The organism is Pseudomonas danubii (assembly GCF_042980055.1).
GTDB lineage: Bacteria > Pseudomonadota > Gammaproteobacteria > Pseudomonadales > Pseudomonadaceae > Aquipseudomonas > Aquipseudomonas danubii.
The window spans coordinates 1010437-1035990 of record NZ_CP116502.1; the positions used below are offsets into that span (position 1 = coordinate 1010437).

21 protein-coding genes are annotated in these 25554 nt (G+C 65.8%); 8 read left to right on the plus strand and 13 right to left on the minus strand.

The window, feature by feature from the left end:
- Positions 1 to 4: 4 nt before the first annotated feature.
- Positions 5 to 385, plus strand: coding sequence for a RidA family protein (locus PFZ56_RS04830; protein ID WP_007921133.1), 381 nt, complete (start codon positions 5 to 7; stop codon positions 383 to 385).
- Positions 386 to 440: 55 nt separating this feature from the next.
- Complete coding sequence (locus tag PFZ56_RS04835) at positions 441 to 1181, plus strand: hypothetical protein (protein ID WP_102862269.1); 741 nt, start codon at positions 441 to 443, stop codon at positions 1179 to 1181.
- A 42-nt stretch (positions 1182 to 1223) separates the two neighbouring features.
- Here the strand turns inward: PFZ56_RS04835 and PFZ56_RS04840 are convergent, their stop codons facing one another.
- Positions 1224 to 2081, minus strand: a complete 858-nt coding sequence (locus tag PFZ56_RS04840; RefSeq protein WP_170002915.1) for an SDR family oxidoreductase — start codon at positions 2079 to 2081, stop codon at positions 1224 to 1226.
- Positions 2082 to 2269: 188 nt separating this feature from the next.
- On the opposite strand from PFZ56_RS04840, the gene exbB reads away from it, so the two are divergent.
- The 6 genes from exbB (at position 2270) to PFZ56_RS04870 (ending at position 9091) form a co-directional block, all read left to right on the plus strand.
- Positions 2270 to 3274, plus strand: coding sequence for a tonB-system energizer ExbB (gene exbB / locus PFZ56_RS04845; protein WP_110594224.1), 1005 nt, complete (start codon positions 2270 to 2272; stop codon positions 3272 to 3274).
- Between the two features lie 6 nt (positions 3275 to 3280).
- Positions 3281 to 3709, plus strand: coding sequence for a TonB system transport protein ExbD (gene exbD, locus PFZ56_RS04850; protein WP_102862272.1), 429 nt, complete (start codon positions 3281 to 3283; stop codon positions 3707 to 3709).
- Positions 3706 to 4458 (plus strand): energy transducer TonB, encoded by a 753-nt coding sequence (locus PFZ56_RS04855; RefSeq protein WP_102862273.1) that lies wholly within the window; start codon positions 3706 to 3708, stop codon positions 4456 to 4458. The genes exbD and PFZ56_RS04855 overlap by 4 nt, the downstream gene beginning before the upstream one ends.
- A 147-nt stretch (positions 4459 to 4605) precedes the next feature.
- Positions 4606 to 5526, plus strand: a complete 921-nt coding sequence (locus tag PFZ56_RS04860; protein WP_102881293.1) for a hydrogen peroxide-inducible genes activator — start codon at positions 4606 to 4608, stop codon at positions 5524 to 5526.
- A 9-nt stretch (positions 5527 to 5535) separates the two neighbouring features.
- Positions 5536 to 7611, plus strand: coding sequence for an ATP-dependent DNA helicase RecG (recG, locus tag PFZ56_RS04865; RefSeq protein WP_170002913.1), 2076 nt, complete (start codon positions 5536 to 5538; stop codon positions 7609 to 7611).
- A gap of 79 nt (positions 7612 to 7690) precedes the next feature.
- Complete coding sequence (locus PFZ56_RS04870; protein WP_102881295.1) at positions 7691 to 9091, plus strand: aminoacyl-tRNA deacylase and HDOD domain-containing protein; 1401 nt, start codon at positions 7691 to 7693, stop codon at positions 9089 to 9091.
- Between the two features lie 70 nt (positions 9092 to 9161).
- Here the strand turns inward: PFZ56_RS04870 and PFZ56_RS04875 are convergent, their stop codons facing one another.
- The 12 genes from PFZ56_RS04875 to tssJ form a co-directional block, all read right to left on the minus strand.
- Positions 9162 to 9545, minus strand: coding sequence for a helicase (locus PFZ56_RS04875; protein WP_102862277.1), 384 nt, complete (start codon positions 9543 to 9545; stop codon positions 9162 to 9164).
- Positions 9546 to 9685: 140 nt separating this feature from the next.
- Positions 9686 to 10615 carry a type VI secretion system-associated lipoprotein TagQ gene (tagQ, locus tag PFZ56_RS04880; protein WP_102881296.1) on the minus strand — a complete coding sequence of 310 codons (930 nt, stop codon included), beginning with the start codon at positions 10613 to 10615 and terminating at the stop codon, positions 9686 to 9688.
- Between the two features lie 83 nt (positions 10616 to 10698).
- The gene (locus PFZ56_RS04885; RefSeq protein ID WP_372342486.1) at positions 10699 to 12381 is read right to left on the minus strand and encodes a formylglycine-generating enzyme family protein; all 1683 of its coding nucleotides are present in this window, start codon (positions 12379 to 12381) and stop codon (positions 10699 to 10701) included.
- A 22-nt stretch (positions 12382 to 12403) separates the two neighbouring features.
- Positions 12404 to 13606, minus strand: coding sequence for an ABC transporter permease (locus PFZ56_RS04890; RefSeq protein WP_110594220.1), 1203 nt, complete (start codon positions 13604 to 13606; stop codon positions 12404 to 12406).
- Positions 13606 to 14322 (minus strand): ABC transporter ATP-binding protein, encoded by a 717-nt coding sequence (locus PFZ56_RS04895; protein ID WP_102881298.1) that lies wholly within the window; start codon positions 14320 to 14322, stop codon positions 13606 to 13608. The genes PFZ56_RS04890 and PFZ56_RS04895 overlap by 1 nt, the downstream gene beginning before the upstream one ends.
- Positions 14322 to 17411, minus strand: coding sequence for a serine/threonine-protein kinase (locus PFZ56_RS04900; protein WP_394304589.1), 3090 nt, complete (start codon positions 17409 to 17411; stop codon positions 14322 to 14324). Before PFZ56_RS04900 ends, PFZ56_RS04895 begins: the two co-directional genes overlap by 1 nt.
- Positions 17412 to 17413: 2 nt before the next feature.
- The gene (locus PFZ56_RS04905) at positions 17414 to 18148 is read right to left on the minus strand and encodes a PP2C family serine/threonine-protein phosphatase (protein WP_170001426.1); all 735 of its coding nucleotides are present in this window, start codon (positions 18146 to 18148) and stop codon (positions 17414 to 17416) included.
- Positions 18149 to 18802: a type VI secretion system-associated protein TagF gene (gene tagF / locus PFZ56_RS04910; RefSeq protein WP_102881300.1), complete on the minus strand. Its 654-nt coding sequence runs from the start codon at positions 18800 to 18802 to the stop codon at positions 18149 to 18151.
- Positions 18799 to 22305: a type VI secretion system membrane subunit TssM gene (gene tssM, locus PFZ56_RS04915; protein WP_170001425.1), complete on the minus strand. Its 3507-nt coding sequence runs from the start codon at positions 22303 to 22305 to the stop codon at positions 18799 to 18801. Before tssM ends, tagF begins: the two co-directional genes overlap by 4 nt.
- On the minus strand, positions 22302 to 23627 hold the full coding sequence (locus PFZ56_RS04920; RefSeq protein WP_102862286.1) for a DotU family type VI secretion system protein: 1326 nt from the start codon (positions 23625 to 23627) through the stop codon (positions 22302 to 22304). Before PFZ56_RS04920 ends, tssM begins: the two co-directional genes overlap by 4 nt.
- A gap of 6 nt (positions 23628 to 23633) precedes the next feature.
- Positions 23634 to 24968 carry a type VI secretion system baseplate subunit TssK gene (gene tssK, locus PFZ56_RS04925; protein WP_102862287.1) on the minus strand — a complete coding sequence of 445 codons (1335 nt, stop codon included), beginning with the start codon at positions 24966 to 24968 and terminating at the stop codon, positions 23634 to 23636.
- 15 nt (positions 24969 to 24983) lie between these two features.
- Complete coding sequence (gene tssJ, locus PFZ56_RS04930) at positions 24984 to 25490, minus strand: type VI secretion system lipoprotein TssJ (protein ID WP_110594217.1); 507 nt, start codon at positions 25488 to 25490, stop codon at positions 24984 to 24986.
- Positions 25491 to 25554: the final 64 nt, after the last annotated feature.

Here is a 25554-nt window from a genome sequence, read left to right on the forward strand (position 1 = left end):
ATTCATGACCAAGACCGTTATCACCAGCGACAAGGCCCCGGCCGCCATCGGTACCTACTCCCAGGCCATCAAGGCGGGCAACACTGTCTACATGTCGGGCCAGATTCCCCTCGATCCAAAAACCATGGAACTGGTGGAGGGCTTCGAAGCCCAGACCGTCCAGGTCTTCGAGAACCTCAAGTCGGTAGCCGAGGCCGCTGGCGGTTCGTTCAAGGACATCGTCAAACTGAACATCTTCCTCACCGACCTGAGCCACTTCGCCAAGGTCAACGAGATCATGGGCAAGTACTTCCAACAGCCTTACCCAGCCCGCGCCGCCATCGGCGTGGCCGCCCTGCCCAAGGGCGCACAGGTTGAAATGGATGCCATTCTGGTCATCGAGTAACACCCGCGGCGCAGCTGTTCAGGCTGCGCCGTTTTCGTTCTGAAAGGATTTCGTCATGCGCCAAGCGCTAGCTGTTTCGCTGCTCGCCTTATTGCTCGGCGGTTGTGCCAGCGACCCCGCCAAAAACGATGTGGGCGGCATCTGGATCAATCAGGTAGCGATCGACGCAGCCTCCAAGGGCGGCCCTTTGCGTGAAGCCCTCCAGGCTTACGGCCCGAACCTGGAATGGGAGCTCAACACCAAAGCCGGCCAGGCCCGCTACACCAATGGCTTCGAGACCATCGAAGGCAAGATCATCGGCGACGGCTCAAACACCACAAAGGTCGAGTTCTATGGCAGCGCCGCCACCGAACTCAAACGCAACGGCAAGCAATTGCTGCAAGTGGCCAACGACAACGAGCCCGAACAAGTGTTTGCCACGCCCAAAGACCCGGCACCTGAGGGCGCACCACTGGGCGCCAACTTCGAGCGTGCCTTGTACTCGGCCTATCTGGGTGGCAAATGGAAAATCGTCAGCGGTCCGGGGCTGGGCAACGAAGTACAGTTCCAGGCCAACGGCGCCGTGCAAGGCCTGCCAGGCGCCGATCGCTATGCCCTGTGCCTGGCCGGTGACTGCGCCTCCATGAGCGGTGGCAACGACAGCATCTGGCTGCAGCTCAATGGCCAGGGCAACTCCTGGATCTTCGTCCGCAAGGATCAGCAGCTGGAAATTTTCCAGGCGGTGAATACCGCACTGGCGGATGAAGTGCCCTCGCTGACACCGGGCAGTCAGCAATGGCTGCTGGAAAAACAATGACCCTCCTGTAGCCGCTGCCAACGGTAGCGGCTACAGCCCGGTTCAAGCTTGGCCCTGAAGAATCTCCGCATACCCCTCGCGATAACTCGAGTAACGCGGCACCCAGCCCAAGGCCCGGGCTCGGGCATTGCTGCAACGCTTGCTGCCCGTGCGCCGAACGCTGGCATCATCGGACCACTCAGTAACGCCCAGGCGTTCACGCAGCCAGCCAACCACTTCCGCCAGAGGCGCAGGCGCGTCATCCACGCCTATATAGCAGTCGTCCAGGACAGCACCACCCTGGTCAGCCTTGAGCAAAAACGCCAGCAACCCCGCCGCGTCGTCGGCATGAATGCGATTGCCATACAACGGCGGATCAATCGTCACCCGATAGCCGCGACGCACCTGAGTCAGCAACCATTCACGGCCCGGCCCATAGATACCGGTCAGACGCACCCGACTGGCAGGAATCCCACTGTTCAAGGCCACCTGCTCCGCCTCCAGCATCAAACGGCCCGAGTAGCCGGTCGCCAGGGTCGGGGAGTTCTCGTCGACCCACTCGCCGCCCTTTTGCTCGTAAACACTGCTGCTGGACACGAACAACAAGCGCTTGGGCTGCTGGCCATGCTGCTGGAGCCAGCTCAGGACATGCTGCAAGCCCTCGACATAAGCCGCACGATACCCGACCTCGTCATGCTCCGTGGCCGCCGCGCAGTACACCAGATAATCCACGGACGCTTGCGGCCAGTGGGCCGGACATTGCTCGCTGAACAGATCACCGGCAACGCCAATCACCCCCTGAGGCAGGCGCGACACCGTGCGGCGCAAGCCATAAACCTGCCATTGTTCAGCCAGCAATTGAGTCGCCAGGCGACTCCCGACATCACCGCAACCGGCGATCAAAACAGAGGGGGAGGACATCAGAAAACTCCTTTCAGAAAGGCCAAGACTAGCCTCGACTTTGGATGAACGGCTAGAAATCGAGGAAAAATAGTTACTGTATTACTTTTGTTAACAAGAATTAATTGCAATAATAACCGCCCATTTGTTCTCGGCCCAGCGAGGCCTAGAAGGACATTCACCCTTTCCTCTTCTCAGGTCCGGCCAGCATGACAAGCAATCCACTCTCCGCCTCGCCAACCAAACGCCCAAGCCCGCTGCGCGCCGTGAGCGCGGTTGCAGCGCTGCTGTGCAGCCTGCTGCTGGCACCGACCGCAGCCTTCGCCGACCAACACGCACCGGCCACCGCCGCCGCACCGACCGCGACTGCCCCGGCCGCCGAGCTTCCGGCTGCCAACCCGGCAACTCCCGCCGCCGCCCCAGCAGCTGGCGAACCGGCTCAGGTCGAAGGCCAGCCAGTGCTTGGTGAAAACGCTCCCGAAGTCCTCGAAGCCGACAACAGCCTGGGCATGGCCCACGACCTGTCGCCGTGGGGCATGTACCAGAACGCCGACATCATCGTGAAACTGGTAATGATCGGGCTGGCCATCGCCTCGATCATCACCTGGACCATCTGGATCGCCAAAGGCTTCGAACTGCTGGGCGCCAAGCGCCGCCTGCGCAGCGAAATCGCCGCCCTGAAAAAAGCCACCACCCTCAAAGAAGCCAGCGCCACGGCCGCCAAGGAGGGCACCCTCGCCCACCTGCTGGTGCACGACGCCCTGGAAGAAATGCGCCTGTCGACCAACAGCCGTGAGAAAGAAGGCATCAAGGAACGGGTCAGCTTCCGCCTGGAGCGTCTGGTAGCCGCCTGCGGCCGCAACATGAGCAGCGGCACCGGGGTACTCGCCACCATCGGTTCTACCGCACCGTTCGTCGGTCTGTTCGGCACCGTTTGGGGCATCATGAACAGCTTCATCGGCATCGCCAAAACCCAGACCACCAACCTCGCCGTGGTCGCCCCGGGTATCGCCGAAGCCCTGCTGGCCACCGCCCTGGGCCTGGTTGCAGCGATTCCCGCGGTGGTGATCTACAACGTCTTCGCTCGCTCCATCACCGGCTATCGGGCCCAGGTGGCAGACGCCTCGGCAGAAGTCCTGCTGCTGGTCAGCCGTGACCTGGATCACCAGCCGACCGAGCGCTCCGCACAACCGCACATGGTGAAAGTGGGGTAATCAGCCATGGGCTTGCATTTGAAAGAAGGCGCAGGCGACGACCTGGCCGAAAACCACGAAATCAACGTTACGCCGTTCATCGACGTGATGCTGGTGCTGCTGATCATCTTCATGGTGGCCGCCCCTCTGGCCACCGTGGACATCAAGGTCGATCTTCCTGCCTCCAGCGCCAAGCCGGCGCCGCGCCCCGAGAAACCGGTGTTCCTCAGCGTCAAGGCCGATCAGCGCCTGTTCCTGGGTGAAGATGAGGTCAAGGCCGAAACCCTCGGGGCCATCCTCGACGCCCGGACCCAGGGCAAGAAGGACACCACGATCTTCTTCCAGGCTGACAAGGGCGTGGACTACGGCGACCTGATGAGCGTGATGGACACCCTGCGGGCCGCCGGCTACCTGAAAGTCGGCCTGGTCGGACTTGAGACGGCAGCTAAGAAATGATCACGACGCGCCAAAGACTGACGCGTTACAGCGGTAGCCTGGCGGTGGTGCTGGGCGTCCATGCGGTGGCGATCCTGCTCGCCCTCAACTGGTCCAAGCCACAGCCGATGCCCATTCCACCACAAGCCATGGTGGTCGAACTGGCGCCTGCCCCTGTGCCGCCTCCCCCGGCACCACCGAAAGTGGTGACCCCGCCGCAACCGCCGGCGCCCGTGGAAGAACTGCCGCTGCCCAAGCTCGCCGAAGCACCGAAGCCGACTATTTCGGTGCCCAAGCCGGCCAAGCAGAAGCCCAAGCCGCAGCCGCCAAAACCGGTGGTCAAGCCCGAGCCGCCCAAGGAGAAACCTTCCGAGGAAAAGCCCAGCGACGCTCCGGTAACCCCGTCGCCGTCCAAGCAGCCCGCTCCAGCGACCCCAGGCCCATCACCGGCCCAGGCCGCCGCCAAGGCCAACTGGCAGGGTGAATTGCAGGCCCACCTGGCGAAGTACAAGCGCTACCCGGGCGAAGCCCAGCGGCGCGGCAAGGAAGGCACCAACTCCTTGCGCTTCGTGGTGGATGCCGAAGGCAAGGTGCTGTCCTACGAGCTGGTGGGACGCTCGGGCAACGCTGATCTGGACCGGGCCACCCTGGACATGATCCGGCGGGCCCAGCCACTGCCCAAGCCACCGGCCGACATGCTCACCAACGGCAGCGTGGAAATCACCGCCTCGTACAACTACGAGATCGACAGAAGCCGCGGCCGCCGCTGATACAACGCAAGGGCACCTCAGGGTGCCCTTGTCGCTTGTGCAGCCTGAAGCAGACATTGGCGGGTGTCGCACTCCACCCTCTGTCTGATAACGTGCGTCTATCGATTGCAGCCGTTATGCTTGGCCGCAACCTCATGGACGCCCGCTATGACTCTCACAGAATTGCGCTACATCGTTACCCTCGCCCAAGAGCAGCACTTCGGCCACGCCGCCGAGCGTTGCCATGTCAGCCAGCCGACCCTTTCGGTAGGCGTGAAGAAGCTTGAAGACGAACTCGGTGTGCTGATTTTCGAGCGCAGCAAGAGCGCGGTACGCCTGACGCCGGTAGGCGAAACCATCGTTGCCCAGGCGCAGAAGGTCCTGGAACAGGCCCAAGGCATCCGCGAACTGGCCCAGGCCGGCAAGAACCAGCTGACCGCACCGCTGAAGGTGGGCGCCATCTACACCGTCGGCCCTTACCTGTTCCCGCACCTGATTCCCCAGCTGCACCGGGTCGCTCCGCAGATGCCGCTGTATATCGAAGAGAACTTCACCCACGTCCTGCGCGACAAACTGCGCAACGGCGAGCTGGACGCCATCATCATCGCCCTGCCGTTCAACGAGGCCGATGTCCTGACCCTGCCGCTGTACGACGAACCCTTCTATGTGCTGATGCCCAGCGGCCATTCCTGGACCAAGAAGGAAACCATCGACGCCAGCCTGCTCAACGACAAGAGCCTGTTGCTGCTGGGCGAAGGCCACTGCTTCCGCGATCAGGTACTGGAAGCCTGCCCGACCCTGACCAAGGGCAACGACGGCGCCAAGCACACCACCGTGGAATCCAGCTCCCTGGAAACCATCCGCCACATGGTCGCCTCCGGCCTGGGCATCTCGATCCTGCCGCTGTCGGCGGTGGACAGCCATCACTACGCTCCCGGCGTGATCGAAGTCCGCCCCCTGACTCCACCGGTGCCGTTCCGCACCGTAGCCATCGCCTGGCGCGCCAGCTTCCCGCGGCCCAAGGCCATCGAGATCCTCGCCGACTCGATCCGCCTGTGCTCGGTGGCCAAGCCGCCCGCCGCGAGCTAAGCAAGCGCAATGACTGAGCTGTCGAAAGTGCCGGTCACGGCACTCAAGGGCGTCGGCGAAGCCATGGCCGAGAAGCTGGCCAAGGTCGGCCTGGAGAACCTTCAGGACGTGCTGTTCCACCTGCCCCTGCGCTATCAGGACCGTACCCGAGTGGTGCCGATCGGCGCTCTGCGCCCCGGCCAGGATGCGGTGATCGAAGGTACCGTCAGCGGCGCCGATGTGGTCATGGGCAAGCGCCGCAGCCTGCTGGTGCGCCTGCAAGACGGCACCGGCGGCCTGAGCCTGCGCTTCTACCATTTCAGCAATGCCCAGAAAGACGGCCTGAAACGCGGCACCCGCGTGCGCTGCTACGGCGAAGCCCGACCCGGGGCCTCGGGACTGGAGATCTACCACCCCGAATACCGCGCCATCAGTGGTGACGAGCCGCCGCCGGTGGATCAGACCCTGACGCCGATCTACCCCCTGACCGAAGGCCTGACCCAACAGCGCCTGCGCCTGCTCTGCCAGAAGAGCCTGGCGCTGCTGGGCCCGCGTAGCCTGCCCGACTGGCTGCCCGAAGAACTGGCCCGCGACTATCAACTGGCGCCCCTGGACGATGCGATCCGCTACCTGCATCACCCGCCGGCGGACGCCGATGTCGACGAACTGGCCCTGGGTCACCACTGGGCCCAGCACCGCCTGGCGTTCGAAGAGCTGCTGACCCATCAGCTGTCCCAGCAACGCCTGCGCGACAGCCTGCGCTCCCAGCGCGCCCCGGTGCTGCCCCTGGCCAAGAAGCTGCCGGCCAAGTACCTGAAGAACCTCGGCTTCGCCCCCACCGGCGCGCAACAGCGCGTGGGCAACGAAATCGCCTACGACCTGAGCCAGCCGGAGCCCATGTTGCGCCTGATCCAGGGCGACGTAGGGGCCGGCAAGACCGTGGTCGCCGCCCTCGCCGCCCTGCAGGCCCTGGAAGCCGGTTACCAGGTGGCGCTGATGGCGCCGACGGAAATCCTCGCCGAGCAGCACTTCATTACCTTCAAGCGCTGGCTCGAGCCCCTGGGCCTGGAAGTCGCCTGGCTGGCGGGCAAGCTCAAGGGCAAGAACCGCGCTGCGGCCCTGGAACAGATTGCCGGCGGCGCGCCGATGGTGGTGGGCACACATGCCCTGTTCCAGGATGAAGTGCAGTTCAAGAACCTGGCCCTGGTGATCATCGACGAACAGCACCGCTTCGGCGTCCAGCAGCGCCTGGCCCTGCGCCAGAAAGGCGTGGGGGGCCGCCTCTGTCCGCACCAGCTGATCATGACCGCCACACCGATTCCGCGAACCCTGGCCATGAGCGCCTACGCCGACCTGGATACCTCGATCCTCGACGAACTGCCGCCCGGCCGGACCCCGGTCAACACCGTGCTGGTGACCGACAGCCGCCGCGTCGAAGTGATCGAGCGGGTGCGCGCGGCCTGCGCCGAAGGGCGCCAGGCCTATTGGGTCTGCACCCTGATCGAAGAGTCCGAAGAGCTCACCTGCCAGGCGGCCGAAACCACCTTCGAAGACCTCTCCAGCGCCCTGGGCGAACTGCGCGTGGGGCTGATTCACGGCCGCATGAAACCGGCGGAGAAAGCCGCGGTGATGGCCGAGTTCAAGGCCGGCAACCTGCAACTGCTGGTGGCCACCACCGTGATCGAGGTCGGGGTCGATGTGCCCAATGCCAGCCTGATGATCATCGAGAACCCGGAACGCCTGGGCCTGGCTCAGTTGCACCAGCTGCGCGGCCGGGTCGGGCGCGGCAGCGCCGCCAGCCACTGCGTGCTGCTCTACCATCCGCCGCTTTCACAAATCGGACGACAGCGCCTGGGCATCATGCGCGAGACCAACGACGGTTTCGTCATCGCCGAAAAGGATCTGGAACTGCGCGGCCCCGGGGAAATGCTCGGCACCCGCCAGACCGGCCTGCTGCAATTCAAGGTCGCCGACCTGATGCGTGACGCTGACCTGCTACCGGCCGTGCGCGACGCCGCGCAGGCCTTGCTGGAGCGTTGGCCGGACCATGTGAGCCCGCTGCTGGAACGCTGGCTGCGCCACGGCCAGCAATACGGCCAAGTGTGAACCAACGCTCAGTTAATGGACCATGGGCATAACCAAGCTGGTTATACTCGTCAAATTGTAGAAAAACGGATACCAGGCCATGACAGAAGTTGCCCTCGCCACTGCAACCCCACACGCTCCGTCTGTTATCCGGTTGCTGCTCGGCAAGCTGGCCATCAGCTACAACGAAGTGCTCGACCAGCCGGGCCTGCCGGCTGCGCGCAAGGTCCAGGCCGTGCTCCTTGACGATGCCGTCGGCGCGCTGATGGTGCTGTTTCCGCAGAGCCAGCTACTGGACCTCAACCGCCTCACCGAACTCACCGGCCGCCGTCTCACCGCGGTGTCCACCGAACGCCTGGAGCGCATGCTCGGCAAACACAGCCTGAGCCTGCTGCCCGGCCTGCCGGCACTCACCAGTTCCCCCTGCCTGTACGAAGAAAGCCTGCTGCGCGAACCCAGCCTGTTGATCTATTCGGGCGAGCCGGGCGTGCTTCTGGAAATCACCAGCGAAGCCTTCAAGAGCATGCTCAACAAGGCCAGCGCCGGGCATTTCGGCGAACCCCTGAGCAGCATCCGCCCCAACCTCGATCGCCCGGATGACGACCGCGAGGAAATCACCCAGGCCATGCAGGCGTTCACCGCGCGGCGTATCCAGCAACGCCTGGAAGCCACCATCGAGATCCCACCGCTGGCGGAAACCGCGCAGAAGATCATCAAGCTGCGGGTCGACCCCAACGCCACCATCGACGACATCACCGGCGTGGTGGAGACCGACCCGGCCCTGGCCGCGCAAGTGGTCAGCTGGGCCGCCTCGCCCTACTACGCGTCGCCGGGCAAGATCCGCTCGGTGGAGGACGCCATCGTCCGCGTGCTGGGCTTTGACCTGGTGATCAACCTCGCCCTGGGCCTGGCCCTGGGCAAGACCCTGAGCCTGCCCAAGGACCAGCCGCAGCACGCCACGCCCTACTGGCAGCAATCGATCTACACCGCAGCGGTGATCGAAGGCCTGACCCGCGCCATGCCCCGCGCACAGCGCCCGGAAGCCGGCCTGACCTACCTCGCCGGCCTGCTGCACAACTTCGGCTACCTGCTGCTGGCCCACGTGTTCCCACCGCACTTTTCGCTGATCTGCCGGCACCTGGAGGTCAACCCGCACCTGTGCCACAGCTATGTCGAGCAGCACCTGCTGGGCATCAGCCGCGAACAGATCGGTTCCTGGCTGATGCGTTACTGGGACATGCCGGACGAGCTGTCCACCGCCCTGCGCTTCCAGCACGACCCGAGCTACGACGGCGCCTACGCCGAGTACCCGAATCTGGTGTGCCTAGCGGTGCGCCTGCTGCGCAGCCGTGGCATCGGTTCCGGCCCCCACGAGGAAATTCCCGACGCACTGTTCGAGCGCCTAGGCCTGAGCCGCGACAAGGCCGAAGACGTGGTGAGCAAGGTGCTGGAAGCGGAAGTGTTGCTGCGGGAACTGGCTTCGCAGTTCAGCCAGGCCTGACCCCCATTTGCCGGCAGGCCGACTCCTACAGGGCGCTTGCAGGAGTCGGCTAGCCGGCGAAGCTCCACCCTCAAGCCTTGGGCTTGGCCTTCTTCGGTTTCAAATACTTGGTCAAGCCCTGGAACCAGATCACCAGCGCCGGATTGCCCTTGATCTGGATCGACTTGTCCTGAATACCGGTCATGAACGCCAACTGCTTGTTCTTCGCCTGCATCGTGGCGAAGCCATAAGCGGCATCCTTGAAGGCAATGGCGAACGCCGGCTCCGGATAGAACCCCGAACGGCTGGTCACGCGCTGGTCTTTGACGAAGAAGTGTCGAGCAACCTTGCCGTCGAGCGTCTGCAACTGGAACACCAGTTCCTTGTCACCCAACTGTTGCTGAAAAGCAGGATTGTTGCGGCTGGCTTTGCCCATCAACAGGCCAAGCACCCAGAGAAGAAAACGAAATTTCATGCACGGCGCCTCAGTGGAATTATTGGATGGCCGCCGCAGTTTAACCTGTAACTCGAAGAGCGCCAGCCGATCTGCTCGATTACTCGGAGATCGACTGGCGTTCAACGCTTATCGCTACATCTTGTCAGACAATCACTGACTCACACGTTAGGGCAAGGCACCGGTGCCCAATCACCCAGGTCCGGGCTCTTGCACATGCTGTTGACCTGGGTCTGGCCAGTGGTAGCGACCTTGTTGCTCTCGGCCTGCTTGGTCTTGGCCTGCTGGATCGACTTCTCGGTGCTCACCGCTTCAGTCGGTACAGTCGGCAGCTTGGGTTGCTTGACCTTCTGCTGCTTCTTCTTACCACCGGTGGTGGTCACCGGGGTGGTGTCGGCGGTGGCGACTTTCACCACGTCGGTACGTTGCACGCCCACTTGCTGCAGGTCCTGCTCGTAGGCCTGGTTGTACTTGCTCAGGTCTTCGCTGGCCCGGCCGTTCACCGCGGCGATCAGGTCATTGGACTCTTTCAGGCCGCTGACGATCTCCGCCAGGCGTTTGCGCCCTTCCACATCATTGATGCTGTTGGCCTTGCGGGCAGTGATCAGGCTGTCGAAGGCACGCTGGTAGCAGGTCTGCGAAGCACGGGCGTAGGCGGTGCTGCGGTCGATGTCGGCAGCACTCTTGTTGACGTCAGCGGCGTAGGAAGCGATGCGCTGATTGTCATCGGCGATCTGCTTCTGGCGCTCGGTGTAGTAACCGGCGGCACCACCGGCCAGGGCACCACCGGCCGCACCGATGGCGGCGTTGCGACCACGGTTGTCGCCGTCGCCGGTCAGGGCGCCGAGCAAGGCACCGCCAGCAGCGCCCAGGGCGGCACCGGTGACCACCGATTTGGTCATGTCCGAATCAGTGGCGCGCAGGTGCTGCACCGGCTCGTAGCAGCTCGGGTAGTACTCGACCTTGGTGGTGGAGGCGACCTTGGACACCGGAGAGGTCGCGCAACCGGTCAATACGGTGCTGAACCCGGCGGCAACCAACAGCAGGTGACGCTTGGATGTTGAAGCAAATGGGTTGCGGGAAAAAAGCATGTTCGTGATCTCGATTAAGTTTGACCAACTCGGTACGACGCCAGGTCGTCCGAGCTCCTCCAGGCTCGACAGACAGCGGCCGGTCATGACTTCTGACCGGTCGATGCGAGCAGTTCCTTCAAAATCGTCGCCGGGTCGGCTCGCCGTTGCTGGCGATAATTCCCGACATGGCGGACGAATAACGTAGCGCGCGTCACCAGGCTCTTGCCGAGCACCGGCTTGCGATTGAGTTCTTCCTTGATCCGTTGAAATTGCGCCTGGATCACCGCGTCGGTGTAACGGGTGCCCGTGGCCAGGTTGTCGATGTAGATCGCCACCGCCCCGTCCAGTGCGCTGCGGCCGTTGTCGATGGCTTCGGCGAACAGCTTGGCGCTGGGTTCGTCCTTGGCATCGATGGCCTGCTGCTGGCTCTTCTTCAGGTTGGTCAGGCGGATGTTGTAGTTATTGATGGTCTCGGCCACCAGGGCCGACGACTGGATCAGGTTGCCCGCCGCTTCCTCGCGCTGCTGGGCGATCAGCGAGACGTTGCGCTTGAGCTCTTCGTTGACCAGCCCCAGCTCCGCCTGCAGACGCGGGTCGACACTGGCGGCGATGATGGCGTCCAGGCGCTTGGTGGGGTCCTGGGCGTCATCGATGGCGTCGGTCAGGGACGCCAGGCGGCCTTCCTTCTGCCACTGGGCGAACAGCTCCTTGTAGCGCGAACGCGGGGCCGACAAGGCGCCGATGGCCACCCGAAAACCCGTGGTTTCATTGCTCTGCTCGGTGCCGTCGGCGCCAAACAGCGGGTACTCGCGGCGCATGCCGGTAAACAGCGTGCCCTCGCCTTCCAGGTAATTGCCGCCCTTGACCACGAAGCCACCATAGGTGCCCTGGCGCCGTCCGGCGCGCACCAGCTGGAACGACTCCTGGACCATCTCGGCGGCATTGCCGATCACGTCGAACAGGCCGATGGGGTTGGGCAGCTTGGTGCCGATCGGCATCAGCCGCGCCGCCTGGCCCGTGCCGCCGGCCACCTGATTGAACACCGCCCAGTCCGCCAGCGGGCCATCGCTCTCGCTGCCCTCCAGGCGCCGTGGAAACAGCCGCCCTTCCAACTCCTGGCGACTCACCGCCTGACCGCCACGGGCGGCGTATTCCCACTCCACTTCGGTGGGCAGGCGCACGAAGCCCAGGCCGCCGTCTTCGGAGGAACTGCCGCGGCCGCTGACCGGCAGCAAGTCACGGTGATGCTTCATCAGCCAGGCGCTGTACACCGCCGCGAAACGCTCGGCCTCGAAGCGCGACAGCTTGACCTTGGGCAAACGCCCCTGCATGCCCTCCGAGGCTTCACAGGCCGGGGCCGGCTCGCCGCTGGCCAGGGACTGGGCCTGGGCCATCACCTGGGCGTACTGGCGAGCGGTGACTTCGTACTTGCCGATGAAATACAGCATCGGCTTGAGGGGCACCCCGGCACCGGTTTTCGGCAAGGCCGGAGCAATGGTCTTGCTCCAGGCGCCAGGCAGGTCCTTGAGGGTGAACTGGCCATTGATGTAGTCCCGGCGATAACCGGAGATGAACGATTGCTGGTAGCCGCTCTCACCTTCGCTGAAGGGATAGCCGAGGTTGACCTCGCGGTCGTCCAGGGTGCCCTGGGCCAGGACGTAGACATAGCGGAACACCATCTCGCCTTCACAGGGCAGCGGCAGACTGACGTCGTCCGGCAAGGGCTTGGGGTTGTCCATCTTGTTGCCGGGCTCTTGCGCCCACACGGCGCCGGCCAGGGTCATGGCCAACACGGGGCCGATCAACTTATACATCGCGAATTCCTTCACAGGCTTCAATGCGCGACACCCGCCAGCCGCCCAGCGCGGCGGCCAGGGTGCTGACGCCCAGCGTCGCCAACAGGGCCAGCCCGTAATGGGCCGGCAGCAGATGACTGGCGTACTCGCCGGGCACCTGCATGAACAAATGATTCAGCCCGGCCTGGGCCAGGCCATACAGAGCGCCACTCAACAACGCAGCGAAACCGGCGCTGTACAGCGCCTGGGCCACCACGAACAACAACAGGGCACCGGTGGAGAATCCCAGCAGGCGCAGCACCGACAACTCCCGGCGCTTGCGCTCCACCGCCGCCAGGGCTCCGGCGAAGATCGCCGCAAAGGCGCCCGCCAGGGCCAGCCCGGCGATCACCCAGAAGACAATGGACAGGTTGCGACTCAAGGACTGCACCTGGGCGATGGTCTGGGCCTGGGTCGCCACCAACAGGCCACGCTCGGCGAAATAGCGGCGCAAGGGTTCGACGTCATCCAGGCTGCGGGCATACAGGCGAAAGGCCGGGTAGACCCGCTGCGCGGACGCGGCCGGCGCTTCGCCGAGCCAGCCCAGGGCCGCCACGGCACGGCCGTCGCGGTAGTCCTCGGCGGCCTCCAGCAAGGCCAGCGGGGCGAACAGGGCATCCCGGGCAAAGGCTTCCAGGGGCAATACGCCCTCCACCTGGACCCGGGTCCGCTGCACTTCGCTGCGCCCCGCCACTTGCCGGCCGAAGCTCGCCTGCAGCCAATCACCAGGCTGTACGCCAAGCTTCTCGGCGGCGGTACGACTCAGGAGCACGCCACTCATGTTCCGCGGCACCGGCAAACGCCCGAGCAAGGGGTCCGAGACAGCGGTCGGCAACATTTCCACGGTCACTCCGATATCCCCCGTGCCCCGGGACAAGTCCGCCGTCGCGGCAATCTGCCGGGTGCGCGGCAAGGCAAAGGCTACGTCCGGACGCTGGCCCAGTTCAGCAATGAAGCTGGCGCTGAAACGTCCACCGCCCAGGGGAATGATCTCGCGTACCGCCGGGTCTTTTTCCAGGCGCTCGGTGAGGCTGCTCACCAGCCCGAACTTGAGCCCGAACAGCACCAGCAACGGCGCAATCACCGCCACCAGGGCCAGCACCGAACAGGCCGACAACCAGGTATCGGCGCGGTAGTCCTGCCAGGCCAGGGCAGCGGTCAGGGACGCACGCATCAGCAGGCCTCCCCCAGCGTCGCGGTGACCCCGCCGTCGGCATCGCGCTGGCAGGCAATGCGCCGCACCTGCAAGCCGTTGGCCCGGGCCAGCACCTCATCGTGGGTGGCGATCACGCAGCACAGCCGCTGATCCCGCGCCTGTTGCACCAACAGTTGCATCACCCGCTGAGCGTTCAAGGGGTCCAGGGCCGCGGTCGGCTCATCCGCCAGCAGCACCTGCGGACCATGGGCCAAGGCCCGGGCACAACTGACCCGCTGACGCTGGCCCACCGACAGGGCGGCGGGTTTCTTGTGCAGTTGATCGGCGATTTCCAGGCGTTCGGCCAAACGCCGTGGAATGCCCTCGTCCGCCAGCCCCAGCAACTGCCGGGGCAGGCTGATATTGCTGCGCACATCAAGAAACCCCAGCAGACCGCCAGTCTGCAGCACATAACCCAGGTGCCGGCTGCGCAACTGCGCCAGGGCGCTGTGACCGGTGCCACGCCAGATGCCGGCAATATCGATGGGGTCATTGGCCGGCGCGAATTCAAAGCGCGCCGCCGAGTCCGGAGCCAGCACCAGCGCCAGCAGATCGAGCAGCGTGCTCTTGCCGCAGCCGCTGGGGCCGACCACCGCCAGTTGATCGCCCGCGCGCAATTGCAGCCTGGGGATCACCAGGCTGTAGCGCTGGCGACCCTCGCCGCGACTCTTGCGCACCTCTGCCAGATCGAGCATCACGGCAGGGTCGACAACGGAACGCGGTACAGGGCATCACCCGGCTCGGCATCGCCGAAGCGCACCCAGTTGGCCAGGTCGTTGTGGAAGGTCTCGTAGAGACGGATCTTCGAATCCAGCTCGTCGATGAAATCTTCCTGCTCGGCCACGCTCAGGGACAGCCACAGGTCCTGGGTCATGTTCAGCGACTTGCTGCGGTACGGCAGCCCTTCCAGGTATTCCCCCAGCACGCCGCCGTCGGCCAGGTTGCCGCCCTTGCGCAGGGCCGAGGGGTCGCGGCTCATGTAGGCACTGGCGCTGGCGATTTCCTGGAAGAAATCCTTGGGCGAGGTCTGGGTCTTGCGTGCCGCATCGACAATCAGCTTCAGCGACTGCTGCAAGTCGTTGAGCTGCAGCTTGGTGAGCATCACGCAGACCTGGAAGGCCGGCAGCGCCGGGTTGGTCAGGTCGCGGTCGGCGGTCCAGGCGCTGACCAGCTGCGGCGCCTGACTCGCGGATTTGCGACCGAGGAAATCCATGTGCATGGCGTAGCCGATGGCTGCCGACTTCTGCGCGATGCTCGGCGCCGCCGCCAGCTGCGGGACGTCCTGGTTCTGGTTGCTGCGCACCTGATGCACCAGGTCGGCGAACACCGTGCCGATCTCGTCGACCTGCTCGCCGAACTTGCGCACATCGCCGCCGGGCACCGGAATGTACAGGTCGCCGATCTTCGGGTTGGCGTCGGCAGTCAGCACCCGGTACTGGGTTTCCGCCTGGGCGTGGTTTTTCTTGCCGGCATCGGTGCGCAGGTGCAGGGCGTAGATCTTGATCTGCTTGCCCAAAGCCGCCTGGCGCACTTCCGCCTCGTTCATCTGGGTGCGGCTGTAGGGATCGTTCTTGCGCAGGGCCCCGGCATCACTGACCAGCAGGATCAGGCGACCGCCGTAGCCCTTCCAGTCCATGCCTTCCACTGCCTGCATCACCCCGGCAAAGGCGTCTTCGTTGAACGAGTGGCTGGAGACACTGGTGGCCTTGACCTGGCTCACCAGCTCCTGGAAGCGCTGCGGGTCGCGGCCCTGATCCAGGGTCACCAGGGTCTTGGTCACGTACTCCAGGCCCGGGGTCTTGCTGGTGTTGTTGCGAAACCCCACCAGGCCGAAGCTGACACTGTCCAGCTCGCCACGCTCGGCGATCTTGCTCTGCAGCTCGTGGACCACGTCGCGCACCTGATCGATGTACGGCTGCATCGACACCGAGGTGTCCACCACCAGCACCACTGCCGTGCGGAAGGCATCGGCGGCGGCCGGCGGGCTGTTCGCCGGCAGGCGCTGGCCACTGCTGTCGCTGATGCTCTGCGGGCTGTTGCCCGGGTCGATCGAGGCGACATTGAGCAACTGCACCGGCTGACCGTTCTCGTCGAAGCTCTCTTTGGCGTCGAAGATCGGCAGCAGGTAGAACTGCTCCTGGGGCACTGCGCTGGCATTGGGTTCCAGGGCCAGCACCTGCTGCTCGTCCTGGGGATTCTTCTGCGCCCTGAGCAGCAGGTTCTTGGCCGCTGCCGGGTCCGCCAGCAAACGCTCCAGTTCGCTGGCCTGACGCACGAACATCACCGGTGCACGACCGGAACGCTCGGTAAATTTCAGCACCAGGCTCTGCTTCCAGTCGCTGACCTGCTCGGCCGGCAGCCAGCCGGCGCTGCGCCCGTCACTGGCGGCGCCCAGGCGCAGCCAGGAGCGGCCGTCGAGGTTCTTGCGCTGGTACACATACAGCACCGAGAACGCCGGCACCGACTTGTCCGGCGTGGCGCCCGGCTCGCTGGAAAAGCTCGCCCCCGGCTTGCTCAGCACCCGCTGGAACAGGGTCTTCTTGCCCGGCATCAGCAACGGCCGCTGGCCGCCATCGACATCCGCTGCCAGTGGCTGCTCCACCGGCGGCGCCACCACGGCAGGCGGGGTGCTGACCGTCGAAGCGGTCTTGGGCGCAGGCGCCGGGCTGTCGCCGGACAGCCACCAATAACCAGCGCCAGCCACCGCCAGGGCGACGGCCACGGCGACGCCGGCCAGGGCCAGCACCGGGCCACGGTGCTGTTCGGAAGCCCCACTGCCGGCTGGTGGCAGATTGGAGGTGCGCGGCGGCGGCGCTGGCTCCTCGGGCGGCTCGCGGCGCGGCGCCGGTTGTGGCGCTGGCGCCTGCCGGGGAATCTCGATCGACACCGGGGTCAACCCGGCGAGGTCGTTGCCCTGAGGTACAGGCTGGGGTGCAGCCTGAGGCGGCAGCGGCAACGGCTGGATCAGCGTCGCCTCGACCTCGGTCGCCTCCGGCGGCAGGTTGTCCAGGGCCGTCAGCAAGGCTGCCGCGTCCGGATAACGTTCCGCCGGGTCCTTGGCCAGCAGCTTGCGCAGGATGTGCTGGTAGCGCCCGTGGTGCAGCGGCAGCTCCGGCAACGGCTCGGTGAGGTGGGCCAGGGCCGTGGACAGGGCGTCGGTGCCGTTATACGGCAGCTCGCCGACGAGAATCTCGTACAGCACCACGCCCAGGGCATAGAGGTCGGCGCGCCCGTCGATGTCCTGGCCCCGGGCCTGTTCCGGGCTCATGTAGCTCGGCGTGCCCACGGCAAAACCGGCCTGGGTGAATTGGGTGCGGTCATCCAGGGACTTGGCGATGCCGAAGTCCGAAAGCACCGCCGTGCCGTCGGCGCGGAACAGGATGTTGGCCGGCTTCACATCACGGTGCACCAGCCCCTGGGCGTGGGCGTAACCCAGGGCCGAAGCGATCTGGCGGATGTAGGCCAGGCCCTGCTCCGGGGTCAGCCCGGCGGCAATGCGCTCTTTCAGGGTGCCGTTGGGCAGGTACTCCATGGCCATGTAGTACAGCTCGCCGACATTGCCGATGTCGTGGATGGTCACGGTGTGCGGATGGGACAGGCGCGCCAGGGTCTTGCCCTCGCGCAAAAAGCGCTCGCAGAAGCTCGGGTCGGCGGCCAGCGCCGCGGCCATCACCTTGAGCGCCACCTTGCGCTCAAGCGAACGCTGGGTCGCCAGGTACACGGTGGCCATGGCGCCTTCGCCAATCTCGCCCTGGATGTCAAAGCCGGGAATCAGAATATCCATGGTCACTGTCCTGCGGCCTTGATCACGATGGCGGTGATGTTGTCCGGCGCGCCCCGGGTCAGGCCCAGGTGAATCAGGCTACGCACCACGTCGTTGGGCTCGCTGTGGCTGAGCACATCGCGCAGTTCGAAGTCTTCGGCGGTCTTGTTCAAGCCGTCGCTGCACAGCAGGAAGGTGTCGCCGTCCTCCACCTGCAGGTCGACCTGGGACAGCTCCAGCTGGGCTTCGACGCCAATGGCCCGGGTGACGATATTGGCCCGGGGGTGCACCCGCGCCTCGGCTTCGCTGAGCAGGCCGCTGTCCTGCAGGTCCTGGACGTAGCTGTGATCCCTGGAAATGCTTTCCAGCTGCTCGTCCCGCAGCCGGTACAGGCGGCTGTCGCCGGCCCACAGGCACACCGCCCGAGCACCGCGCACCGCCAGCAGGACCACGGTGCTGCCCATCATGGTCACCCCGCGATTGGCGGTTTCCTCGCGCACGGCGGCATTCACCGCCGCCAGGCCATTACGCAGCGCGGCGACGTAATGGTCGAGGCTGTCTACTGCCGGAATCCCGCGCAGGCTATCGACGATCAGGCTGCTGACGTAATCCCCGGCAGCGTGCCCGCCCATGCCGTCGGCCACCAGCCAGAGGCCGGCTTCCGGGGCTTCGAGCCAGGCGTCTTCATTGATTTTCCGCACCATGCCGACATGGCTGTAGCTGGCGGACTGGTAGGACAGTTGTGGCGCTGAACCCATTTAGACGGCACCTTCTTGTCCGAGCAAAAATTGCGCAAAATCGCTGGCCGGCGGCAGCCCCTGGCAACGCAGGAGCATCGGGCTGATGGACGGCGAACCCCGGCCCCACCAGGCGCTCGACCCTTCACTGCCCTGGGTCGCGAGGATCGCGCCACGGGACTGTGGATCGCTGACATAAAACCGCTGCAGGCCGGCGAAATGGCTGCATTCGGCGCGAGTCGCCGGGCTCGGCGCTCCCAGGGCCTGCAACCCGTCCTCCAGGGCTTCGAAACTGGCGTCCTGGTCCAGGGTCGCCAGCAGCAGCTCTTCCACCTGTTCGAACCACAGCTCCGGGCCACTCACCAGGGAGGCCACATCGCTTTCAGGCTCCAGCAAGGCGGCCACGGTCAGGGGGAAGTAACGCCCGACCCGGTCGATGCTCGGCATCACCACGCCCACCGCCGCCTGGGGCCCACAGACTCCCGGGGCCAGGGCAAAACGCCACAGCGGGCTGACCAGGTAGGCGTTCAGCCACTGCTCGCCCAGGGCGTTCTGGCTGGCCAGCAACCCCGCCGCCAGCCAACTGTCCCAAGGGCCGATGAAACTCTGCGGCAAGCCACGGCTGACAAAATCGCCGCGGCTGGCCAACTTGCCGTACAGACCGACCACCGTCATAGCCGCTCCGGCAGGCTGAAGCCGCTGAGCACCCGGCTCTTGAACGGGTTGAAGGCGCTGCTGGCCCGCAGCTCGTAGGAAATGCTCGCGCCATCCACCCGCAGCCGCAGGTTGAAGCGGTCCGGCGAATTGGTGGCGGTCAGGTCCGATTGCTCCAGCAAACGGAACCAGGCCCAGGGGCCGTCCAGGGTGATCCCGGAGCGCCCAGTGGCCGATGGCGGCATGATCGACAGGCGCACCACGCCGATGCTCCCCGGGTTCGGCCATTGCATGGCCACCGGCCGGCTCGGGCCGTGGTCGTAGCTCAGTTGCTGGCCATCCAGGTCGAGGAGGAACTGGCTGATGTTGGCGTCCATGGCCACCGGCTTGAGTTCGAAACGCACCGCCGGTTGGGTCCCGCCACTGGAGCGGAAGAACGCATCGCGGATGTTCGAGGCGCGCTGGAAGGTTTGCAGCACACCGGGGGAAATGCCCAGCTTCTGCGCCGCGCCCGGCTGCCAGCTCCAGGTGGTGGTCGAGGTGTTGACGTAAGGCTGCAGGTACTTGCGGAAGTAGTTGTCCATCACCCCGCCGGTGCCGAAGAACTGCCCGAAGTCTTCCAGGGTCGCGTCCCGCGAGCTGCCCGGCGACATCGGATAACGCCCGCTCAGGGACTGGCGATAAACGTTCACCACCTCGCTGACCCAGGCCGCATTCAGTTGGTTGCGCACCCCGCCCATCATGGTGTTGGTGGTGGAACTGACCACCGATTTCACCAGCCCCTGGACCACCGGCGGCTGGCGCTCGGCGGTCAGGCTGACCCGCGCCGCCGCGGCACTGGCCTGGTTCTTGGCCTCGCCCAGCAAGGCATCGCCGCTGGCCCCGACCATGGCACTGACCTGCACGTACAGGGCATTCATGTCCGCCAGCAGGCCGTCGATGGCCGCCGGCTCGCCTTCGCCCTTGCTCACCAGGCTGTTGAGCTCGGCAAAATGCGCACTGACCGGGTCTTCGCTACTGGCCACGGCCGCCGGATTGCCCGCCTGTTCCTGGCCCAGCAGGGAACCCAGGCGCTGCTTGAGTTGATCCACACCGCCCTCGACCTTCTGGCCCTGGGCCGCCAACAGGCGCTCTTCCTGTTGCAGGTCGGTTTCCTTGGCCACCGCCACCAGCAGCTTCTTCAGCGGCGAGGTGGGACCGGAAAGAATCCGCAGCACGTCCGCGGCCTGGGCCACGCTGGTGATCGGCACGAAGTCGATGTCCGCCAGCAAGGCGTCCCACTGGCGCAGGTAGTCCTGGAAGTACAGGCGACGCACGTCGGCGGCAAGGCTGGCGACGTTCTGCTGGTCGGCCTGATCGCGGCCCAGTACCCACTGCTCTTCGGCCAGGGTGCCGGCCTGGTTGAGACTGGCCAGGAGGAAGCCTTCGCGGTAGCCCTTGGCGGTGAACAGCCCGCTCAGGGGTTCGCTCAACGGCTTGCCGCTCTTGCGGGTGAACACCAGCGCCGCGTCACGGCCACCGGCCTCGCTGAGGCGGAAGTCCGGCACACCGTCCGGCAGCTTGGCGCGCTTGACCCGGTCATACACCCGCTGGGCCACCGGCAGCTGTTGCAGCTGGCGGCGCAGGTCGTCGATCAGGCGCTGGTCCAGGCGCGCATTGGGTGGATGTTTTTCGAACAGCGCCTGCAGGTGGCCGGTCAGGGCCTGGCGCTGCTCGGGCGGCAGGTCGCGGGCCAGGGTGCGGTCCCAGTCCAGGGTGATCCAGGCCTTGATGAAGTCCGGATCGTAGTGCTCGCTGTCCGCCAGCATCAGGTAGGCCTTGAGGCCCTCGTAGAGGAAGTCCGAGTTGCCGCCGCTGTGCAGCTGCTCTTCGATGCGGGTCATCAAGCGCGGGGCGAACACCGCCACCAGCAGCTTGCGATAGACGCTGGCGGCCTCGGCTTCGAGCATGTCGCCCTGATACAGACCCAGGCCTTCGGCCCAGCCCGGGGCATCGCCGGCCAGGTTGCGCGTGGCGTTGAGCAGCGGCAGCACCGCCAGCACATCGCGCTGGGCCGGGCTGAGGCTTTGCACGTCCTGACGCACTGGGCCGACGCGCTGGTCGACCTGGGCGATATAGGCCTGGTTGGCCCGATAGCTGACGATCCACAAGGTACTGACCACCAGCACCAGGGCCACGGTGGCCGCCAGGGCGCCCCGAGCGATCCATTTACGCCGCCGCTCGACCTTGGGGTTGACCCCCACCAGCCCGCGCTCGGCAAAGGCCACGGCGCTGAACAGTTTCTCGATGAAGTAGCTGCGCCCGGTGCCGGTCTGCCGCGCCAGGTGCTGGCGGTCCAGGTTCATGCTCTGGGCCATGGCGCCGATCAGGCGGTCGATGGGGCTGCCTTCCTGGGTGCCGCTGGTGAAATACACCCCACGCAGCAGAACGCGCTCTTCGAAGGCGTTGGGTTTGAACACGCCTTCGAGGAAGCCCTGCAAGGACTCCTTGAGCGCCGCGAATTGCTGCGGGAAGCCGTAGATCAGGTCGCGCCGGGCCGGATCGCGTTCCTGTTGCAGGCGCTCCACCAGGCGTTCGTTGAGGCGCTGCTCGAGGGCCGCCAGCTCCGCCGGCAACTGGGCCAGGGGGCTGTCGCCGCTCTTGCCGTCATCCAGGGCGAAGGTCATGCCCCAGACCTGGGCCCGCTCTTCCTTGCTCAGGGAATCGAAGAACTCCATGAAACCCGGCACCAGATCCAGCTTGGTGAGCATCAGGTAGATGGGGAAGCGCACTCCCAGCTGGGTGTACAGCTCCTGGATACGCAGGCGAATCGCCGCAGCATGCGCCGCCCGCTCGGCTTCGCTGCTGAGCAGCAGGTCGGAGAGGCTGATGGCGACGAAGGCGCCATCGATGGGCCGCCGCGAACGCTGGGTTTTCAGCAGGTCGAGAAAGCCCAGCCAGGCCGCCTTGTCCACCGCGGCATGGCTGTCCTGGGTGGTGTAGCGCCCGGCGGTGTCCAGCAGCACGGCCTGATCGGTGAACCACCAGTCGCAGTTGCGGGTGCCGCCGACGCCGCGCACGGCACCGGCGCCCAGCTGCGCGGCCAGGGGAAAATGCAGGCCGGAGTTGACCAGCGCGGTGGTCTTGCCCGAGCCCGGTGGCCCGATGATCACGTACCACGGCAGCTCGTAGAGGTTGCGCCGCTCGTCACCGCCGAGCTTGGCCTTCTTCAACAGCGCCAGGGCTTCGTCCATGCGCTGGCGCAGGGCCGCCAGTTCCTCGGCGGTGGCCACGCTGTCCGGGTCCGGCGGGGTATCGGCGGCCAGGCTTTGCAGGACTTTGGCCGCGTGCCGGCGGGCCTGGATGATGCGAAACACCCGGTAGCCGATCCACACCGCGAAAATGAAAATGATCAGCGCCCAACGCCGCCCTTCCGGCACCAGGAACTCCAGCAACGGGCCAATGAACCAGATGATCAGGCTCAGGGCGATCAGCCCCAGCAGTGGAATCACCCAGCGCGTCACAAAACTGAAAAACGCCTTCACTCGACTCCCTCCGCCAATACGCTGATTTCTACCCGACGATTGCGCGCCCGCCCTTCAGCGGTGGCATTGGTTGCCAACGGCTCGGTATCGCTGCGGCCTTCGGCGCTGAAGCGCTCCGGCTGCCCGGTCTTCGCTGCGAGAATCTGCAACACCGATTCGGCGCGGGCCTGGGACAGCTTCCAGTTGGACGGGAAGCGCAAGGTGGCGATCGGTCGGTTGTCGCTGTGGCCGGTGATCCGCACCTGGCCCTTGACCTTGCGCACGGCGTCGGCGATGCGCAGCATCAGCGGCTGGTAGTCATCGAGGATGCTGGCGCTGGCCGAGGCGAACAGCTCGTCGCCGCGAATGGTCACCACCGAACGGTCGACGGCGTCTTCCACCGCCACCCGCCCGGCCTTGATGTCCTCGGCAAGAAAGCCCGCCAGGCGCGGGCGCTCGACAATCTTGGGCTGGATCACTGGGCGGTCCAGGGTCTGCACCGGGATCTCGCCCAGGGCATGGATGTTCTTGAACACCGGCTCAGCGTCCGCCGCCAGCTTCAGGCGCAGGCCGAACAGCAGCGCCAGGAGCAGGGCCACACCGATGGCGATACCGACCCAGGGCGGCATGAACTGGGCCAGGCGATCACGGGCCACGCTGACCCCGCGCCAATGGGGCGAGAGCTCGCGCTCATGCTCGCCGCGGGCACTGCGGATGATCGCCGCAGTGCGCTCGCGCAGGGCTTCGAGCTGGCTGCGACCGTCGATCATCACCCGGTAGCGGCCTTCGAAACCCAGGCACATGCACAGGTACAGCAGCTCCAGCAGGTACAGGCGCTCGCGGGGGCTTTGCAGGCAGTGCTCCAGCAACTGGAAGACCTTCTCGCCGCCCCAGGCTTCGTTGTGCACGGTGATCAGCAGGCTCTGCTTGCCCCAGTCGCTGGTGCTGCCCCAGGGGGTGCTGAGCACTGCTTCATCCAGGGCGGTGCACAGCGCATAGCGGGCCAGCAGCACATCGTTGCGCGGCACGCCGGCGGCCTCGGCCCGCTCCTCGAACTGGCGCAGGTAGGCCAGCAGTTGCGCCCGCAGGCTGGCCGGCGCCGGATGGGCCAGGGTGTTGCGCAGCCGGGTGAGCAAGGCCAGCAGCGGGCCGGCAGCACTCTCCAGGGGGTTCAGGCCCTGGGCCTGGCCGGCCGGCAGCGGCGCCGCCGGCATGGCCAGGGACGGCGCTGGCGCCGGAGCCGGACGCCCGGGCTCGGGAGCACGGCCACCGGGGCGCGGCATGAATTGGGTGCGGTCATTGGCCGGGGACGGCTGCCCTGCCGAATCGTCGAAAGGATGCATCGCGACTTATCCTCGAATGGCCCAGAAGGCCAGGTTCAAGCCCGGGAATTCCCCGGCGACGTGGAACGCGAAGCCGCCGGAATGAACCAGCTGCTTCCAGTGCTCGCTGCCACGGTCGAGCTCGTAGTAGGTGGAGCCGGCGTGATACGGCAACTGCCGTGGCGCCACCGGCAGCGGCAGCAGGCCGATGCCCGGCAACTGCAGGTTGACCAGATCGCGGATGTGCTCCACCGAGCCCACTTTGCTCTGCTGGGCAAAGCGCCCGCGCAGGGTCTCGCCGGGTACGTCGGCGCGCACCACCAGGATGAAGCTGGCGCTCTCCAGCAAGGTGCGGTCCGCCAGCATGGCCACGTGCACGCCATAGGCTTTCTCGACGATCGGGATCGGCGTCGCCTTGCTGTCGATCAGCATCGACAGGGCCTCGCGCAGGGCCTGCATCACCGGGGCAAAGCTCAGGGCCAGCTCATCGTGCTGGTACTGCGGGTACTCAGCAGGGCGTCGAGCGCTGTTGGAGAAGGTCGAGAATTCGCCGGCCAGGCTCACCAGTTCGCTGTACAAGCGCTCGGGGTGCAGCGGGCTGATCTGGTTCAGGTGGCTGACCAGCGGCTGGGCGCGGTTGACCAGTTGCAGCAGCATGAAGTCGGCGATTTCCGAAGCGCCTCCGGCCCCCGAAGCCACCACCCGTCCGGCCAGGGCTTCGCCTCGCTGGTGCAGCAGGCCCAGCAGCTCGCTGCGAAAGGCGCTCAAGGGCTTGGACGCGGCCACATCCAGCAGCGGCGGGATGTAGCTGTCATCCAGCACCAGGGCGCGGTCGGCGCGCTTTTCCTTGACCCGCACCACGCCGATGGCGGCGTAGTCGCTGAGGCCGTCCGCCGCGGTCAGCAGGCGCAAGGCCCGGGAGCCCACCGCCACCGGCGCACGGTTTTCAAAGGGGGCGTTGTCGTCCCGCACCTCGCGCACCTGGCTCAGGTAACGGGCAGCGCCCAGCTCCTCGCCTTCGTCCACGGTATCCCGGGCGCCGGCGCGCTTGAGCGGCAGCGCCAGGTAAACCAGGCCATCGCGCAGGCTGTCGTCGATGCTCAGCGGGCTGGGCGCCAGGTCGTCATGGGGAATGTTGAACGGTGTGCCATCGGGCAACAGGCCGCGGGCGCTGACAATGGCCAGCTTGCCCTGGGCCAGCAGGCCCTGATCGATACGCAGCTCGGAGAATCCCCAGGCCCCTGCCGACAGCGGACGGCTGCGGGCATCGATGAGGTTTTCCAGGTAACGGTCATGCTGCTGGAAGTGCTGGGTTCCAATGAACATGCCTTCCGACCAGACCACGCGATTGTTCCAGGACATGGTTGCTCCGATTGCCTATTGGGCAGGGCTGGATGGGGGGGCCACGAGCTCGGCGCTGATCGCGCGGACATCGAGGACGATCTGATACTGATTGTTCAGGCGCTGCGCCGTGTTGACCCCGACTCGCCACAGGGCCTGGTCCACTTCGCGATAGCCCACCAACAGGCCGACCTGACGGGTGGCCGGGTCCAGGGTGCGCTTGAGGGTGAACTGGTCGCCGGGCTTGACCAGCACTTCATCCTGGTCGATGAGGTCCGGGCCCAGGGTGGCCGGGGCCCGCTCCGCCAGGGCGAAGTAGTCGGCGCGCATGAAGGTGGCCGGGTTCTTGAGTTCGAAGATCCGCACCCGCACCGGCGTGCTCTGGCCGTCAGGACCCGGGTTGAGCCCGGCCACGGCCTGGAAACGCAGCTCCACGGTGGTGGCGCCAGGTTCTTCCTTGGCCGGCTCGGCGGGCGTTGGTGCGTCCTTGGCACAAGCCGCCAGTACCAGCATGGCGACCAATGTCAGTAATCGTTGAATCATCCTGCGTCCTCAATGACGTGTCAGCTGTCCGTGTATCCGTGTGTTCGGGGGGTTCCAGGCGCGC

Bases quoted from the DNA above. Each gene is read 5' to 3' on its own strand.
- PFZ56_RS04855 (WP_102862273.1), top strand. From the start codon at position 3,706: ATGATCACGACGCGCCAAAGACTGACGCGTTACAGCGGTAGCCTGGCG.
- tssK (WP_102862287.1), bottom strand. From the start codon at position 24,968: ATGTCCTGGAACAATCGCGTGGTCTGGTCGGAAGGCATGTTCATTGGA.
- PFZ56_RS04830 (WP_007921133.1), top strand. From the start codon at position 5: ATGACCAAGACCGTTATCACCAGCGACAAGGCCCCGGCCGCCATCGGT.
- PFZ56_RS04870 (WP_102881295.1), top strand. From the start codon at position 7,691: ATGACAGAAGTTGCCCTCGCCACTGCAACCCCACACGCTCCGTCTGTT.
- exbB (WP_110594224.1), top strand. From the start codon at position 2,270: ATGACAAGCAATCCACTCTCCGCCTCGCCAACCAAACGCCCAAGCCCG.
- PFZ56_RS04885 (WP_372342486.1), bottom strand. From the start codon at position 12,381: ATGACCCTGGCCGGCGCCGTGTGGGCGCAAGAGCCCGGCAACAAGATG.
- PFZ56_RS04920 (WP_102862286.1), bottom strand. From the start codon at position 23,627: ATGCATCCTTTCGACGATTCGGCAGGGCAGCCGTCCCCGGCCAATGAC.
- PFZ56_RS04905 (WP_170001426.1), bottom strand. From the start codon at position 18,148: ATGGGTTCAGCGCCACAACTGTCCTACCAGTCCGCCAGCTACAGCCAT.
- tagQ (WP_102881296.1), bottom strand. From the start codon at position 10,615: ATGCTTTTTTCCCGCAACCCATTTGCTTCAACATCCAAGCGTCACCTG.
- PFZ56_RS04895 (WP_102881298.1), bottom strand. From the start codon at position 14,322: ATGCTCGATCTGGCAGAGGTGCGCAAGAGTCGCGGCGAGGGTCGCCAG.
- recG (WP_170002913.1), top strand. From the start codon at position 5,536: ATGACTGAGCTGTCGAAAGTGCCGGTCACGGCACTCAAGGGCGTCGGC.
- PFZ56_RS04890 (WP_110594220.1), bottom strand. From the start codon at position 13,606: ATGCGTGCGTCCCTGACCGCTGCCCTGGCCTGGCAGGACTACCGCGCC.
- PFZ56_RS04835 (WP_102862269.1), top strand. From the start codon at position 441: ATGCGCCAAGCGCTAGCTGTTTCGCTGCTCGCCTTATTGCTCGGCGGT.
- PFZ56_RS04875 (WP_102862277.1), bottom strand. From the start codon at position 9,545: ATGAAATTTCGTTTTCTTCTCTGGGTGCTTGGCCTGTTGATGGGCAAA.
- tssJ (WP_110594217.1), bottom strand. From the start codon at position 25,490: ATGATTCAACGATTACTGACATTGGTCGCCATGCTGGTACTGGCGGCT.
- PFZ56_RS04840 (WP_170002915.1), bottom strand. From the start codon at position 2,081: ATGTCCTCCCCCTCTGTTTTGATCGCCGGTTGCGGTGATGTCGGGAGT.
- exbD (WP_102862272.1), top strand. From the start codon at position 3,281: ATGGGCTTGCATTTGAAAGAAGGCGCAGGCGACGACCTGGCCGAAAAC.
- PFZ56_RS04900 (WP_394304589.1), bottom strand. From the start codon at position 17,411: ATGGATATTCTGATTCCCGGCTTTGACATCCAGGGCGAGATTGGCGAA.
- PFZ56_RS04860 (WP_102881293.1), top strand. From the start codon at position 4,606: ATGACTCTCACAGAATTGCGCTACATCGTTACCCTCGCCCAAGAGCAG.
- tagF (WP_102881300.1), bottom strand. From the start codon at position 18,802: ATGACGGTGGTCGGTCTGTACGGCAAGTTGGCCAGCCGCGGCGATTTT.